Source organism: Tolypothrix sp. PCC 7601, assembly GCF_025677855.1.
GTDB lineage: Bacteria > Cyanobacteriota > Cyanobacteriia > Cyanobacteriales > Nostocaceae > Aulosira > Aulosira diplosiphon.
On sequence record NZ_CP064879.1, the window covers coordinates 8,359,587 to 8,373,605 of the forward strand.

The following is a 14,019-nucleotide window of genomic DNA, read 5'->3' on the forward strand; positions in this document are numbered from 1 at the left end:
ACTATGGGGCATGGGGCATGGGGCATGGGGGAGGCAGTGCGTTGCGCGGGTTTCCCGCGTTGTAGCAACTGCCGTCATTGGGCATTGGTAATGCGTAATTACTTGTTCTCCCTTTTACCCTTTTACCTTTTTCCCCTTGCCCCCTCTACTCCCTCCCCCAGGGAACAAAATATACATTGACGAAATCTTTTAAGAAAATCTTCTTTATGTGTGAGGCTGTTGTGCAGAGATTTCCGTATTTACTACATACTGTAGTATTAGCGATCGCAGGATTGATTCATAGTATGAGTTCTGTTAACGCTCAACAAACTCTTCCTGCTTGTCAACCTCCAAATGCTGGTGAATATCTTTTATTAATAGTTAGTCCCACACCAGATAATCAAAAGCAACTGCGTAATGCCTTGCCCAATGAACTAAAAAGTACCACCTGTCAATACCTCAGCGATACAGTTACTAGGATAGGTGGCTTTAATAAAATTGATGATGCTCAAAGATGGGCAAGATATATCAACAATATTGTCGGCTTATCTGGCATTATCACCACTAAACCGGCAGATGTACAAGCACCTCAAAATGTTACCTTTAAGCCACAAGCGCTGGGAGAAGGTTACGCCGTATTAGTAGATTATTTCAACCGCCCAGAATTGGCATCTGATGTAGAAAAAGTGGTGGAAGGTGATATAGGTTTTGCTTCCTATGGACAACGCCCTTACTTGTTGGCAGTTTACACTACTAACCAAAAAGAAGCTCATAACACATTGAAAAAGCTCAATGAACGCGGTTTTGTTGCTTATTTGGTTGATAGCCGTAAGGTGACGCTACTACGTTCAAATGTGCGTTGACAGTAGCTAGATAAGGCTTGGGAAACTATTATCTTTGATTCTGTGTTCCCTGTTTCCTGTCCCTTGTTCCCTCCCTAAAAAAAGTCATTTCTCCGAAATCAATCGGATTGCAATATTAAGAGTCAAGAGTCCAGAGTCAATAGTTACTGGAGGCTGAACTATTGACTATTAACTATGGAATATTGGCTAATAAAAAAGACTTAGCTAAGAAAGATATGGTAATTCCCAAAGCCGACCCAGCTATTACTTGAACTGGTGTGTGTCCCAGCAATTCTTTCAGGCGGTCTTGGGTAAAGTCATGTTTATCATCAAATAATTCATCAATCATTTGATTGAGTATCCGCGCTTGTTTACCGGCGGCTTGGCGAACTCCAGCTGCATCGTACATAACAATGATGGCAAAAATGGTAGCCAGAGCAAAATCAGGCGATGCCCAACCCAGAGTTTGCCCAACACCTGTTGCTAAAGAGGTAACTAGAGCCGAATGGGCACTAGGCATACCGCCAGTGGTTACTAAAACACGTACATTAAGTTTGCGATTTTTAACTAGTTCGATGACGAGCTTCATCGATTGAGCAATTAAACAAGCTATCAGAGCAACCAGCAGCACCCGGTTGTCTAAGATGTCGCCTATGTCCTGCATGGTATTTTGGGGATGTTTAGTAAATATTAGCAGCAGTTATTTTTTGAAAAACATTTTGGATGCAACCCAACAACATTAAGCCACTTGCTAATACCAATTTTGGATTTTAGATTGAAAATCTTGAATTTTCAAACATAGTACCTCTGCCAATTTGATATAAAGACTGGAGGAAAATTGGCAATTCAGTGAGTCTCACATCCAAAATTGATCATCGCGAAGCTGGCAATTAAAATCACAAAGTTCTGATGTCTGACGACAATTTATACCAATTCATTACAAGCAGGTAACAAATTCAAACTCCAAAACCTAGATGCTGTCTAAGTTTTTCAATTCTGAATTTTGCATTTTGAATTGGTATTACCCTACGGGCTGCTAAGTGAGATTACGGAATTAATGAGTAAAATTCCCGTAGGGGTTGACTTAGTGATTGCGGCTGATAATAAAATGAGCGATCGCTTTTAAAGGTTGTGCTTTTTCTCCAAATACGTCTAATTCCGCACATGCTGCTTCAATGAGTTGTTCGGCTTTAACGCGAGATTCTTCAATTCCCCACAGGCTGGGATAAGTAACTTTCTGCGCTTTCAAATCCTTGCCAGCAGTTTTGCCTAATTGTTCTTGAGTAGCGGTGATATCTAAAATATCATCAACAATTTGGAATGCCAGACCAATATTCTGAGCATACCGAGTTAGTCTTTGTACATCTTCAACAGATGCTCCCGCTAAAATACCACCACAAACAACACAAGCTTCCAAAAGGGCAGCTGTTTTGTGGTTATGAATGTAATTCAGAGTCTCTAGGGAAGTATCTGTTTTACCTTCTGATTCTAGATCCACTACTTGGCCCCCAACCAAGCCAGCAGCCCCTAATGCCCGAGCAAGACGCGCTACTACCTGCAATACTCTATCTCTAGGGACAGTTAAAGGGGTGGCGATCGCAACAAATTCAAAAGCATAGGCCAACAAACCATCGCCAGCTAAAATCGCGATATCTTCGCCATAAACCTTGTGGTTTGTCAGCTTACCCCGACGGTAATCGTCATTATCCATCGCTGGCAAATCATCATGAATTAATGACATTGTGTGGATCATTTCCACCGCACAAGCTGTTGGCATTGCCATTTCGATTGTGCCGCCCATCATTTCACTGGTAGCAAGGCACAGGATAGGACGCACACGTTTGCCACCAGCTAAGAGAGAATAGCGCATCGACTCGTAAATCTTCTCTGGATAGGAAACGGGAAGCGCTTGATCCAAAGCAGTTTCACAAAGCTGTTGACGCTCTTTGAGATACGCTGATAGGTTAAACGTGGCTGTCTCTGGCATCTTTTTAAACTTATCAGTTGCTACCATTCTGTAAAATCCTGAAATTTTGGTATTTTTGTCATATACGTCACAATTTTAAGGGGCTTTGGATCTCAAAACACGAGTAATTAAGAGTTAAGAATTAGGAAGAATAATTCATAATTCATAATTCATCGCTCTTGATTCCGTGCCGCCTTAAGTAGCTAGCAAATGTATTTTGCAACAACATAGCGACAGTCATAGGGCCAACGCCTCCCGGAACTGGGGTGATAAACTCCGCCACGCCAGCTGTCGATTCCCAGTGGACATCGCCGACTAAACGACTTTTGCCACTAGCATCGGTGACACGATTTATCCCCACATCTACCACAACAGCGCCCGGTTTCACCATTTCACCAGTAATCAATCCTGGAATGCCTACAGCTGAGATGAGAATATCGGCATTCTGGGCGATCGCTTTTAAGTCTTGGGATCGTGAGTGGGCAACGGTAACGGTAGCATCAGCGTCCACAAGCATTAACGCCATTGGCTTACCTACCAAAATACTACGTCCCACTACCACTGCTTGTTTTCCTGGCAAAGAAATTTTATATTCTTGCAGCAACCGCATCACACCAGCTGGTGTACAGCTGCGTAAACCTGCTTCTTGGCGCACCAATCGCCCCATGTTTACCGGGTGCAATCCATCAACGTCTTTATCTGGCTCAATTTGATGCAGCAAGCGAATAGAGTCTAAATGTGGAGGTAAGGGTAACTGTACAAGAATGCCATCTACCTGTTCATCTTGATTGAGTGCTGCGATCGCATCTTCCAATTCTGCTTGAGTGGTTTGGGTAGGAAAATGCTTACCAAAAGAGGCAATACCCACTTTAGCGCAAGCTTTCTCTTTATTGCGTACATAAGCAGCTGATGCGGGATTGTCACCAACCATCAGCACTGCTAAACCAGGGGGACGACCAATTTTTGGTTGTAACTCTGCAATACGTTCTAAAAGGTTGTGCTGAATTTTTTCAGCTAAGGTTTTACCATCAAGAAGTTTGGCAGTTTTTGTTTCCATAAGAATTTCCAGCTATATTCGCCTTAAGTCCAAAGACCAACATCTAGCCGTTTGTGGCAAAGTCAACAGTCAACAGTCAACTTTGGCTATTGACTATGATGGTCTTGTTATTTTATGCCTTAGCGTCTCTCAAACAACAAAATCATATTATCTTTGGGGGTTGGGGATTGGAATGGGGAATGGGGAATGGGGAATGGGTAATGGGGGTAAAAGCCAAATGACAAATGACAAATGACCAATGACAAATGACAAATGCCAAATAACAAAGGACAAATAACTAATGCCAAAATTTTCTCAGATTTCCAGTATTTTTGCTTATCGATTAGGGTTGTTATTTTTTCTGGTAGTAGGACTTTTTGGTTGTGGTAACGTCACACAGTCTGGTTTTGGTGTGGGTAATTTGCGTATTGGTAGTAACGTTACGCCAATTCGGGAGATTCAACCAGAGCAAAACAACCAGGCTACAGTTTATATCCAAGGTAAAGTAGAAAGGCAAGTACCCCTAGCAAAACGCTGGGCGTATCAAATTGATGATTCCACTGGCAAAATTTGGGTAGTTACCAATCAAACTAAGTTAGCGAAGGGAGACCAAATAGTGATTAAAGGTAAAGTTCGCTATAAAAGCATACCCCTTGCTGGTAAGGAGTTTGGCGAAGTTTATTTAGAAGAAGATTCTTAATTTGGGACGAATTATATAACTTATATAAAAATTTATGGAAAATCAGCAGGTACAGGTTGCGATCGCAATTCTCTACCAAAACAACAAGTTTCTCATGCAGCTGCGGGATAATAACCCAAATATTCTTTATCCTGGCTACTGGGCACTTTTTGGTGGACATATCGAGTCTGGAGAAATGCCAAATGTTGCTGTTAAGCGCGAAGTTTTAGAAGAAATTGGCTACGATTACCCAAAGTTCTCTGAATTTTGCTGTTATTGGGATGATCAAGTCATCCGTCATGTCTTTCATGCACCGCTGTTAGTGGATTCAAATCAACTCGTGTTAAATGAAGGCTGGGACATGGGCTTTTTAACACCAGCAGATATTCGCCAGGGTACCTGTTACTCAACAATTGCTGCTGAAGTCAGACCTTTAGGGCCAATGCATCAGCGAATTATGCTGGATTTTCTAGAAAGCAATCTACATTGTGAAGCGTAAAGATTTCAACCATTTCATGGGTCAACAATTGTAGAGACGCGATTCATCGCGTCTTGACTCACGAGTCATTCAATTATTACCCCTTCCAGGAGTTCCGTAATTTTGAATTTTGAATTTTGCGAAAAGTTGCGTGCGGGGGTTCCCCCCGTTGAGCAAACTTTTCAAGACGAATTTTGAATTGATTTGTCCCCAATCCCCCGGAGTAACCACTAATGCAATCACTAAACAAACTACCGCGATGGTTAAATATAGGATTGGCATTTCCTATTATTATTCTTAATGGTTGGTTATTACTTCAGGTTGTGCAATATTTTCAACCTTTAGTAAGTATTTTTGTTGCCGCTATTTTATTAGCTTTTGTGTTGAATTATCCCATCCAATTTTTGCAAGAACGTGGGGTAAAACGTAACTTAGCTATTAGTGTAGTTCTACTTTTAGCTGTAGTGATTTTAGTCGCTTTAGGTATTATCTTAGTACCGCTAATTATAGAACAGCTAAATGAATTGGCTAATATTCTTCCTTATTGGGTTGATTCTGCTGGTGAACAAATCCAAGCTTTTCAAAATTGGGCGGCGACACAACAGCTTCCTGTAAATTTATCTGGTATAGCGACGCAAATATTAGATAGATTTTCTAATCAACTGCAATCTTTTACTGGCAGAGTTGTTAGTGTTGCTTTCGATACTATTGGAATTGTTGTCAATGTGCTGCTAACAGTAGTCTTGACTGTCTACATGGTATTAAATGGCAAGCGTTTATGGGATGGAGTTTTTCAGTGGTTTCCGCCTTATATTGGCCCAAAAGTGCGGGAATTTTTAAGAGAAGATTTTCATAATTATTTTATTGGTCAGGCGACATTAGGTGCAGTGTTAAGTGTGGCGATGACTTTGGCATTTTTCTCGCTACAAGTTCCCTTAGCGCTACTTTTTGGGATTGGGATTGGCTTTTTCTCCCTGTTCCCTTTTGGTACAGGTATAGGTATCACTATAGTTAGTTTTCTAGTAGCATTACAAAATATTTGGTTAGGGGTAGAAGTATTAGGGATAGCAGTAGCAATTGACCAAGTAAATGCTAATTTTATTGCCCCTAGGATTCTTGGTAATTTAACAGGTTTAAATCCTGTATGGGTAGTAATTTCTTTACTATTAGGAGCTAAATTAGGCGGAGTATTAGGTTTATTAATTGCGATACCCATCGCTAGTTTTATTAAAGATATAGCAGATGGCTGGCGTGATGGTGTATTTAGTCAAGTAATTGTATCGAATGACAATATTAAACATCATTCACCAGTTGAGGTAGGGGAATAATACGAATTCAAAATTCCAAATAAAATAAATCGAAGGGGTACAAAATTTTGTGCCCCTTCGATTTGTCAGATTTTTCTTATAATTACCTGTTTATTAAGTAAGTCGGTGGAAATAAACCACACTATGCTAATAAACGTAAATAAGCTTAAAATCCCTACCAATGACTAATGACTAAGAACAAAGCGCAAAGTCTGAGCGGAGGTTGCCTCCGTAGACGCGTAGCGGCTTGCCGCAGGCATCAGAACTTTGTAAGAATGACAGCCTCAGCCAATTATCTTTAATTTCGCCGACCTACTGATTATGGTTTTTGGGTGGCGATCGCTAATTTTGCCCCCTGTACCTGACGTAAATTATCCATGACAGCTACCACCTGACCGTGGTTAACTCGTTCATCGGCGTTGATGATTACCAGCGCTTCTTGCTTATCAGCCATCAATGTACGCACTTGGGCTGATAATACATTCAGGTCAACTTGTTGGCGATTGACGCTAATTTTTCCCGTTGCGTCTACTGTGACATTAATAGGTTCGCTAGATGATTGTTGTTGTGCAGAAGCAGCCTTGGGTAAATTAACTGGTAAACCTTCCGACCGAGTTAAAAACAAGGTTGACATGATAAAAAATGTCAAAATCGCGAAAATGACATCAATCATCGGGACGATATTAATTTGAGCTGGTAAATCGGGTTCATCTGGTAGGCGCATAGGGTTTCTCTCCTCGTTCATAACGACGGCGGTAAAGCAATTCTAACTGACCGCCATACTCTTGAATCCAAGCGATTTGGCGCATATAGAGTCCCCGAAAGGTATTAGCAAAGAAAAGTGTAAAGATAGCAACGACTAATCCTGATGCTGTAGATACTAAGGCTTCACTAATCCCACTAGTTACACCTGATGTTTTTGTCCCACCAACATCACCAATATCTAAGGAAGCAAATGAGGTAATTAATCCTAAAACAGTACCGAGGAGTCCTAATAGAGGCGCAAGACCGATGATAGTATCAAATATGTTTTGGAAGCGTTTAAGTAAGGGAATTTCGGCTTGAGATTCGCTTTCTAATGCTAAACGAAATTCCTCTGGGGTTGGTTCTTCCAATTCTAAAGCGGCGAGAAAAATTCGCGACATCGGTAAATCGGAATTTTGCTGCAACTTATCTAAAGCACCAACTACATTATCTAGGCGATAAAGTTGTAATACCTCTCGCACTACGCGATTTTGGCGAGTATTTATCTTAATCCAAAACTTAACTCGTTCGATAATTAGCGCCACCGCCAACACCGAAAAACCTAGCAGTGGCCACATGACCACGCCGCCAGCCGTAAATAAGTTATTAAATGGCATTTATTATTTTTCTACTCCTCAACTCTCTTTAAAGTAGCAAACTGCTATAGAAATTCTATTGCAGTTGTGAAATAAATCGGTTTTGGCTGTTGACTGTTGACTGTTGACTGTTGACTGTTGACTGTTGAGTGTTAGCAGTCAACAAGCATAAAATATTTCACACATCATTTTAGGATGGCTATATGATAACTCTCAAGACATTACTGTGAGTTAATGTATCTGTCAATCTTTGACAATACGTCAAAGCCAGATGATTGATGTTTTACCTTGAATTTGTGTCTAAGCAAAGAGTTTAATTACGAACTACGAATTACGAATTACGAATTATTTTTTAGTTGTCCATCTTCCATATAAATAATGCGATCGGCAATATCAAGGATGCGGTTATCATGGGTAACTAGCAAAATTGTACAGCCTTGTTCTTTCGCTAATTTTTGCATTAATTCCACTACATCGCGTCCTGACTTTTTATCGAGTGCGGCTGTGGGTTCATCTGCTAGCACAATTTTAGGATGACTAACTAAAGCGCGGGCGATCGCAACCCGTTGTTTTTGTCCCCCAGAAAGGCTTTCTGCGTAGTAATCTACACGGTGTCCCAATCCCACACTTTCCAGCATGGCGATCGCTTTTTTGTCGATGTCCTCATGCAGAAACTCATCATGTAACTCTAAAGACATCCGCACGTTTTCTTTAGCTGTCAAAAATGACATGAGATTATGGGCTTGAAAAATATACCCAATCTGGCGGCGTAGTTTAGTTAACTGCTGCTTACTAGCACCGCAAATTTCTTCCTCTAAGATTGTTAAACTACCTGATTGTGCGGATCGCAATCCACCCATCAGAGTTAACAAGGTAGTTTTACCTGAACCAGAGGGGCCAGTCATAATCACAATTTCGCCAGCTTGAATTTCTAAATTAATATCAAATAAAACTTGTTTTTTCAGCGAACCTTCACCAAAGTAATGGTTGAGGTTACTAATATTAATGACTGGTTTTAAAGATAAAGTTGTGGATGTGGATTCAGAAAGCATAATCAACCCTGCGGGAATTCAAAATTCAAAATTCAAAATTACAATCCTCATACTTAAGTTAGGAGGTTGTACTTTATTCCTCAGTCAACAGTCAACAATTAACAGTCAACAAAATTAAAAAATATCTGCGGGGTCGGCGGCGTGTAATTTTCGCATGGCGATCGCACCCGAAAAAGTACACATGATGATAGTCAAAATAAAGACTGTAATTGCCCGTTCTACTTTCATAAAAATGGGCAATAATGTTGCAGCGTAGGTTAATTGATAAAGTCCCAAGGAGAGGAAAAATGAGGGTAAAAAACCTAAACAAGCTAAAAATAATGCCTCTTGTAACAGCACTCCTAATAAATAGCGATCGCTATAACCCATTGCTTTGAGGGTGGCGTATTCTGGTAAGTGTTCGGAGACATCGGAATACAGGATTTGGTAGACAATTACAATCCCGACAATAAACCCAACACCTACACCCAAGCCGAAAATAAAGCCAATACCAGTACCATTAGCCCAGTAACTTTTTTCAATTTGGGCAAATCCCTCAGTTGTCAGAACTATGACATCATTAGGTAAACCAGCCGCTAATTGCGATCGCACTTGTTCAGGATTTGCACCAGGTTTGAGGGTAATTAACCCTACTTCAATTTGATCGGCTTTGCGGTCAGGAAAAAGTTGTAAAAAGGTAGAGTCACTGGCAATGACATTTCCATCCGCAGCAAAGGAAGCACCATTACTAAAGACACCTTTGACATTGATGGCTTTACCATTTAACTCAGTTTCAAAGTTACCTGTTTTGTTAAAAATAGTGGCAATATCCCCATATTCCGGCCGTCCTGCTTGGTCAAACATGACTTGATATAACTGTTTCAAATCATTTTGATGTTGCTGAACTTCTGGGAATAAAAAAGCTGGTTTTGCTGGATCAATCCCCCACACCAAAATTGCACGATCCAGCCTTGTTTGAGGATTTCGCCATTGTCCGGTGCTAATATAAACCGAATTTATCGACTGCACACCGTCATAACTTAATGTTTGATACAATCGCTCACGAGAAAAGCTTTTTACTGAAAATAAAGTTTGAAATTGCGGATTAATTAAAACTAAATCTGCTTGTAAATTCCGATGAGGTTTAACGGCTGCATCAAATAGCGCACCTTCAAAACCTAACTGAATAAACATCAGCATATCGGCAAAGGTAATACCTGCCACCGCCACTGCCAACCGTGTTTTTTCTTTCATTAACTGCCGCCAAGCTAGCGGAGTTTTGCGGAAGAATTTAGACAACATCTACAAATTATTCCTTAATAAATTGGTGTTTGGGCTTGTTGTGCTAGCTGGCGTTGTCGCATTAATAGAAATAAAGGCAAGCCAAAGGAAACGCCAACCAAAAGATTACATATGACGTAAACCCAGAGATTTTGCATTTTTAGACGTGTCCCTTCCCAAAATATCAATGTCCAAAAAGTTAGGGAGGAAACAATCACATCCATACCAAAAAAACCAGAAATTTTATTAGCAAATAGCTGTTGCCAAAATAGCTGGATATCTAGCCCATGTTCTATAACAAAAGGCAGAAATTGTGAGTAAGGTAAAACGAAGCCCAGAATACAAAGGAGAAGATAGATAAATTGAATCATGATGACATTCACCTTCGATAATTACTGATTTCCGGAATATTTCGCCAAAATTCACTTTATATCGAACATTCGTTATCCTTTACAGCAAACAAACTTTATAGTTCAATGGCTGTCTGTACTTGCAAGTTCGTAAAACCTGCAACTTGTTTGCTATCTTCTTTATTGAGACGGATTTTTACCTCAATCACTCGACTATCGAGGTTTTCTCCCGGTTGGTTGCTGAAAACATTTTGCCGATTTACCTGCAAGCCAATCTGGGAAACCTTACCGCGCAGTTCTCCAGTAAACGCTTGGCCGCTAATTACTGCTTGTTGCCCCAGTTTGACTTTGTTAATATCGCTTTGATAAACTTCTGCAACTGCAATCATTTGGTCAGTTTGGGCAAAGTCTGCAATCCCAGAATCCCCGATTTTCTCCCCAGCGCGGTAATGTATTTTGAGAATTTGTCCGGTTGTGGGTGCTTTAATGTAGGCGGCGGTTAAGTCAGTTTGGGCGCGTTTGAGAGATGCGATCGCATTTTCCACTTCCGTTTGGGCGGCGGCGACATCCACGGGTCGGACTTCGGCAATACTGTTAAGTGTGGCTTTGGCTTCCCTAATTTGCTTGTTACCAGTGGCGTTAATGCGGTTAAGCCCTACTTTGGCTTCAGCGATTTGTCTCTTCGCAGTGGTATTGATGCGGTTGAGAACAGCTTGCGCTTCATCTAGTTGCTGTTTGGTAGTTTCCACACTCAAACGCTTACTATCAAATGCAGAATTAGAAATCGCCCCATCCTTATATAACTGTTGGTAACGCAGATATTCCGCTTGGGCGTTATTTAGTTCCGCTTTCAGTTTTTTAATTGTCGCAGCTTGGGCGATTCTATCACCTTGCCATTGTGCCTCTAAACGCGCGATCGCTTCTTCTTGACTTTGGCGATCGCCAATCGATTGCGCCTGTAAACGTTCCACAGTGGCTTGCTGCGCCTGAATTTCACCCGTTTTCGCCCCCGCTTTCACCTGCGCGAGTTTAGCTTGGGCGACTTGCACTTGTTTTTGCGCTTGTAGTACCGCCGTTTGCAAGCGATCGCGTGAATCTAAAATTGCGACAACTTGCCCAGCTTTCACGCGATCGCCTTCTTCAACTAAAATTTGGGCAATGCGATCGCCATCTAAAGCTAACGGTGCAGATAACTTAATTACCTCGGCTTCCGGTTGTAGTCTTCCTAAAGCAGTTACTTTCTGTACAACTGGCGCAGTTGGAACCGTTTCCGATGAAGCTGTTTTACCCAACTGTCCAAATTCAGAAACAGCATAAACAGCAATTGTCCCTGTAATCGCAGTAGCCGCAATTACTAAGGCAATTACCCCTTGATTTTTTGGTTTGAATGACAGCCGATAACTCATACAATTTTTGATTTTAGATTTTGTAGAAAGTTACATCGAGGACATATAAATATTCTTCCCAATTACCCATTCCCAATTACCCATTACCCATTACCCATTCCCAACCACCAAGTATCCCATCAGCATTTTCCCCAACAATGCACATTGCTCGTGAAAATCAATATTTTCATCACCCCATAATTTTTCCAAAATTAAGCCATTGACAAAACTCAATACGAAAGAAGCTAAAACTGGGTCTTTAATACCTAAAAACTCATAAACTGCCTGTTGATATCGTTGATTAGTACGCTTCAGCACACCGCTACTTTGGATAGTTTTAGAATCTTGATGCTGACAAAAATCAACCCAGATACAAGTCCATTTAATAAAATAATCTTCGTTTTTTTCTAAATATTTTGCCAATACTTCCATCGACTCTGGTATTGATTTTTTTTCTCCTAACTCTGCTAATGCTAGGGTCACATCTTGCTGACAAATTTCTTCTAGTAATTGCTCAAATAAAGCTTGTTTACTGGGAAAATAGTGATACAGCGTCCCAGTAGAAACCTTTAAACCTTGAGCAATTTGCCTCATAGTGATGGCGCTGTAACCTTTTTGGGCAAATAAATCGAAGCACTTGCCGAGCAGTTCCTTACGGTATTGTTCATGATCAACAATTTTGGGCATAAGTGAGCTTATTTATATCGAACGCTCGTTATATATAAAAATACAATCCTTCACACGGAGTTGTCAAGATACCGCCTAACTTTTGGGTTAAGGGGAAAAAAGGGAATGGGAAAAGCGAAAGAAAACACTAAAAACATCTCTATCTTGAGCAGGTACGTCAGGTGCAGTCAGAGGTGATGCCGATCAATCGGGCGCAACAGATGGCAGAATTTTTTAGTGCCTTGTCCGATCCCAACCGTTTGCGTTTGATGTCTGCGTTAGCTCATATCAACCTTTACAAAAAAGTTTCAGAACATTGGAGAGAAGTGACTATCGGGCAATCATTTCAGGACGCGGGTGGCAAGTTAAGTTTATATCGATAACCACAAACAACCAACTGCCTCTATTTCTGCCGAAGATAGACTTACGCTCCAACTACGGGAAGATGTTTAACACTTACGTGGAAAATATAATCAAAAAACAATAAATTTTAATGTCATAAAACGGTAGACTAAAAATATAGAAGATAAGAGGTGGAATATCGTGAATCTTCAAGATAAAGGCTTGAAAACACATCTTAGGGAGAATTTCGCCAATGAAGAAGTGAGTAATAATAATCTCACTTTTCACAATCAAAGGCTCGAAAACCCTGAACAACCAACACTCAATGAAGATCCAGATCAAGAACAGCCAAGATTAGGTTTTTGGAAAAGTTTGCTGGAAATCATCCAACTCATCAAATTTATTGATGATGAAGAGCCAGGGAGATAGGAAAAAATAATCAAAAATTGATTCTCTGGGTATTCTTGTGAATTGGTGAGCATGTTAAATTTAGGGTCATCTCCATACTGGTTAATCTCGTTGAGATTTCATTTAAAGTGGTCTTGCAGCAAGTTTTACATAAAGCTGTAAGACCACAAACGTTTTAAGAATTAAGCACTATTTCCTGTAGTTAATAAATTCAACTTATTGTTATCTTCAATAAATTACTATTTATAAAATTTGCTAAATATTTAGCTATAGACTTACAAAAAATATTTAAATAATCAGCGTTGCTGATTGATGGGATGATTTTTGTCTCAGATTAAATTAATGTAGGATGCGTTAGCGATAGCGTAACGCATCCTACTACTTTTATTGCTTTTTCCCTATTTTCCCTTCCCTCTCTAGTCAAATAATTTTACACATCAAAATGGATTTCTATAGGAAACCCAAAGAGCTATATTTTGCCAATTAAATCGTCTTTCTCTAGCCCCCACTCTAAAATTTATTTGATTATGGAGTCAATAAATATGATAGACTCTAAAATACTTGAAAAAAAATTCATATCAATAATAATTCAAATCATATCTCAGAGTGAATGACAGACTCTAAAAATTTATCATCTCCAAACTTTTGTGCACGTCAACTAAAAGTTTTAGCAGATACGACACGCCTATCTGTGCTGAAAATTCTCATGGAAGGCCCCCAACATGTAGGGGAGCTAAATTCTGTCTTAAAGTTAGAGCAGAGTTTACTATCTCACCATTTAAAAATATTGCGGGATGCAGGCTTTGTAGAGGCAAGGCGAGATGGGAAGGCAGTACTTTACCATTTTGTTTCTACTCATCGCCAAGACAACACTGGTAAGGCAATAGATTTAGGTTGTTGTCTTCTTTCTTTTGAATAAAATTTAGCAG

Annotated in this window: 18 protein-coding genes; 8 read left to right on the forward strand and 10 right to left on the reverse strand. The window is 40.2% G+C overall.

Translation table 11 applies throughout. The features are described 5' to 3' along the window. The first annotated feature begins 206 nt into the window (after window positions 1–206). Window positions 207–842, forward strand: coding sequence for a hypothetical protein (locus HG267_RS33870; protein WP_045874086.1), 636 nt, complete (start codon window positions 207–209; stop codon window positions 840–842). Window positions 843–1,014: 172 nt separating this feature from the next. Here the strand turns inward: HG267_RS33870 and HG267_RS33875 are convergent, their stop codons facing one another. From HG267_RS33875 to folD, 3 genes are all read right to left on the reverse strand, one after another. Then, window positions 1,015–1,485, reverse strand: a complete 471-nt coding sequence (locus tag HG267_RS33875) for a divergent PAP2 family protein (protein ID WP_045874087.1) — start codon at window positions 1,483–1,485, stop codon at window positions 1,015–1,017. A 420-nt stretch (window positions 1,486–1,905) separates the two neighbouring features. After that, window positions 1,906–2,835, reverse strand: a complete 930-nt coding sequence (gene crtE / locus HG267_RS33880) for a geranylgeranyl diphosphate synthase CrtE (RefSeq protein WP_045874088.1) — start codon at window positions 2,833–2,835, stop codon at window positions 1,906–1,908. A gap of 115 nt (window positions 2,836–2,950) precedes the next feature. After that, window positions 2,951–3,844, reverse strand: coding sequence for a bifunctional methylenetetrahydrofolate dehydrogenase/methenyltetrahydrofolate cyclohydrolase FolD (folD, locus tag HG267_RS33885; RefSeq protein WP_045874089.1), 894 nt, complete (start codon window positions 3,842–3,844; stop codon window positions 2,951–2,953). A gap of 53 nt (window positions 3,845–3,897) precedes the next feature. Between folD and HG267_RS33890 the strand changes: the two genes are divergently transcribed. The 4 genes from HG267_RS33890 to HG267_RS33905 all read left to right on the forward strand — a co-directional run bounded on the left by HG267_RS33890 (window position 3,898) and on the right by HG267_RS33905 (window position 6,308). Further along, entirely contained in the window at window positions 3,898–4,065 is a 168-nt protein-coding gene (locus HG267_RS33890) for a hypothetical protein (RefSeq protein WP_155539617.1), read from the forward strand. A gap of 59 nt (window positions 4,066–4,124) precedes the next feature. Then, window positions 4,125–4,523, forward strand: a complete 399-nt coding sequence (locus HG267_RS33895) for a hypothetical protein (RefSeq protein ID WP_045874090.1) — start codon at window positions 4,125–4,127, stop codon at window positions 4,521–4,523. Window positions 4,524–4,557: 34 nt separating this feature from the next. Next, window positions 4,558–5,001 carry an NUDIX hydrolase gene (locus tag HG267_RS33900; RefSeq protein ID WP_045874091.1) on the forward strand — a complete coding sequence of 148 codons (444 nt, stop codon included), beginning with the start codon at window positions 4,558–4,560 and terminating at the stop codon, window positions 4,999–5,001. Between the two features lie 212 nt (window positions 5,002–5,213). Then, window positions 5,214–6,308, forward strand: a complete 1,095-nt coding sequence (locus HG267_RS33905; protein ID WP_045874092.1) for an AI-2E family transporter — start codon at window positions 5,214–5,216, stop codon at window positions 6,306–6,308. Window positions 6,309–6,606: 298 nt separating this feature from the next. Here HG267_RS33905 and HG267_RS33910 read toward each other — a convergent pair whose 3' ends face one another. The 7 genes from HG267_RS33910 to HG267_RS33940 form a co-directional block, all read right to left on the reverse strand. Further along, a complete protein-coding gene (locus HG267_RS33910; RefSeq protein WP_045874093.1) occupies window positions 6,607–7,011 on the reverse strand; it encodes an ExbD/TolR family protein in 405 nt (134 codons plus the stop codon). Continuing rightward, on the reverse strand, window positions 6,995–7,648 hold the full coding sequence (locus HG267_RS33915; RefSeq protein ID WP_045874094.1) for a MotA/TolQ/ExbB proton channel family protein: 654 nt from the start codon (window positions 7,646–7,648) through the stop codon (window positions 6,995–6,997). The genes HG267_RS33910 and HG267_RS33915 overlap by 17 nt, the downstream gene beginning before the upstream one ends. A gap of 317 nt (window positions 7,649–7,965) precedes the next feature. After that, window positions 7,966–8,679, reverse strand: coding sequence for a DevA family ABC transporter ATP-binding protein (locus HG267_RS33920; RefSeq protein WP_045874095.1), 714 nt, complete (start codon window positions 8,677–8,679; stop codon window positions 7,966–7,968). 114 nt (window positions 8,680–8,793) lie between these two features. Beyond that, window positions 8,794–9,960 (reverse strand): ABC transporter permease DevC, encoded by a 1,167-nt coding sequence (gene devC / locus HG267_RS33925; RefSeq protein ID WP_045874096.1) that lies wholly within the window; start codon window positions 9,958–9,960, stop codon window positions 8,794–8,796. 14 nt (window positions 9,961–9,974) lie between these two features. Beyond that, window positions 9,975–10,310, reverse strand: coding sequence for a DUF2834 domain-containing protein (locus tag HG267_RS33930; protein ID WP_045874097.1), 336 nt, complete (start codon window positions 10,308–10,310; stop codon window positions 9,975–9,977). A gap of 95 nt (window positions 10,311–10,405) precedes the next feature. Further along, window positions 10,406–11,695, reverse strand: a complete 1,290-nt coding sequence (locus HG267_RS33935) for an ABC exporter membrane fusion protein (protein ID WP_045874098.1) — start codon at window positions 11,693–11,695, stop codon at window positions 10,406–10,408. Between the two features lie 90 nt (window positions 11,696–11,785). Beyond that, a complete protein-coding gene (locus tag HG267_RS33940; protein WP_045874099.1) occupies window positions 11,786–12,361 on the reverse strand; it encodes a TetR/AcrR family transcriptional regulator in 576 nt (191 codons plus the stop codon). A 176-nt stretch (window positions 12,362–12,537) separates the two neighbouring features. Between HG267_RS33940 and HG267_RS41795 the strand changes: the two genes are divergently transcribed. The 3 genes from HG267_RS41795 to HG267_RS33955 all read left to right on the forward strand — a co-directional run bounded on the left by HG267_RS41795 (window position 12,538) and on the right by HG267_RS33955 (window position 14,009). Beyond that, complete coding sequence (locus HG267_RS41795; RefSeq protein ID WP_052335415.1) at window positions 12,538–12,723, forward strand: transcriptional regulator; 186 nt, start codon at window positions 12,538–12,540, stop codon at window positions 12,721–12,723. 160 nt (window positions 12,724–12,883) lie between these two features. After that, complete coding sequence (locus tag HG267_RS33950) at window positions 12,884–13,111, forward strand: hypothetical protein (protein ID WP_045874100.1); 228 nt, start codon at window positions 12,884–12,886, stop codon at window positions 13,109–13,111. A 589-nt stretch (window positions 13,112–13,700) separates the two neighbouring features. Continuing rightward, complete coding sequence (locus tag HG267_RS33955; protein ID WP_045874101.1) at window positions 13,701–14,009, forward strand: ArsR/SmtB family transcription factor; 309 nt, start codon at window positions 13,701–13,703, stop codon at window positions 14,007–14,009. The last annotated feature ends 10 nt before the right edge of the window (window positions 14,010–14,019 follow it).

Coding starts and splice junctions, on each gene's coding strand:
- HG267_RS33870 (WP_045874086.1), top strand. CDS start 207: ATGTGTGAGGCTGTTGTGCAGAGATTTCCGTATTTACTACATACTGTA.
- HG267_RS33875 (WP_045874087.1), bottom strand. CDS start 1,485: ATGCAGGACATAGGCGACATCTTAGACAACCGGGTGCTGCTGGTTGCT.
- crtE (WP_045874088.1), bottom strand. CDS start 2,835: ATGGTAGCAACTGATAAGTTTAAAAAGATGCCAGAGACAGCCACGTTT.
- folD (WP_045874089.1), bottom strand. CDS start 3,844: ATGGAAACAAAAACTGCCAAACTTCTTGATGGTAAAACCTTAGCTGAA.
- HG267_RS33895 (WP_045874090.1), top strand. CDS start 4,125: ATGCCAAAATTTTCTCAGATTTCCAGTATTTTTGCTTATCGATTAGGG.
- HG267_RS33900 (WP_045874091.1), top strand. CDS start 4,558: ATGGAAAATCAGCAGGTACAGGTTGCGATCGCAATTCTCTACCAAAAC.
- HG267_RS33905 (WP_045874092.1), top strand. CDS start 5,214: ATGCAATCACTAAACAAACTACCGCGATGGTTAAATATAGGATTGGCA.
- HG267_RS33910 (WP_045874093.1), bottom strand. CDS start 7,011: ATGCGCCTACCAGATGAACCCGATTTACCAGCTCAAATTAATATCGTC.
- HG267_RS33915 (WP_045874094.1), bottom strand. CDS start 7,648: ATGCCATTTAATAACTTATTTACGGCTGGCGGCGTGGTCATGTGGCCA.
- HG267_RS33920 (WP_045874095.1), bottom strand. CDS start 8,679: ATGCTTTCTGAATCCACATCCACAACTTTATCTTTAAAACCAGTCATT.
- devC (WP_045874096.1), bottom strand. CDS start 9,960: ATGTTGTCTAAATTCTTCCGCAAAACTCCGCTAGCTTGGCGGCAGTTA.
- HG267_RS33930 (WP_045874097.1), bottom strand. CDS start 10,310: ATGATTCAATTTATCTATCTTCTCCTTTGTATTCTGGGCTTCGTTTTA.
- HG267_RS33935 (WP_045874098.1), bottom strand. CDS start 11,695: ATGAGTTATCGGCTGTCATTCAAACCAAAAAATCAAGGGGTAATTGCC.
- HG267_RS33940 (WP_045874099.1), bottom strand. CDS start 12,361: ATGCCCAAAATTGTTGATCATGAACAATACCGTAAGGAACTGCTCGGC.
- HG267_RS41795 (WP_052335415.1), top strand. CDS start 12,538: ATGCCGATCAATCGGGCGCAACAGATGGCAGAATTTTTTAGTGCCTTG.
- HG267_RS33955 (WP_045874101.1), top strand. CDS start 13,701: ATGACAGACTCTAAAAATTTATCATCTCCAAACTTTTGTGCACGTCAA.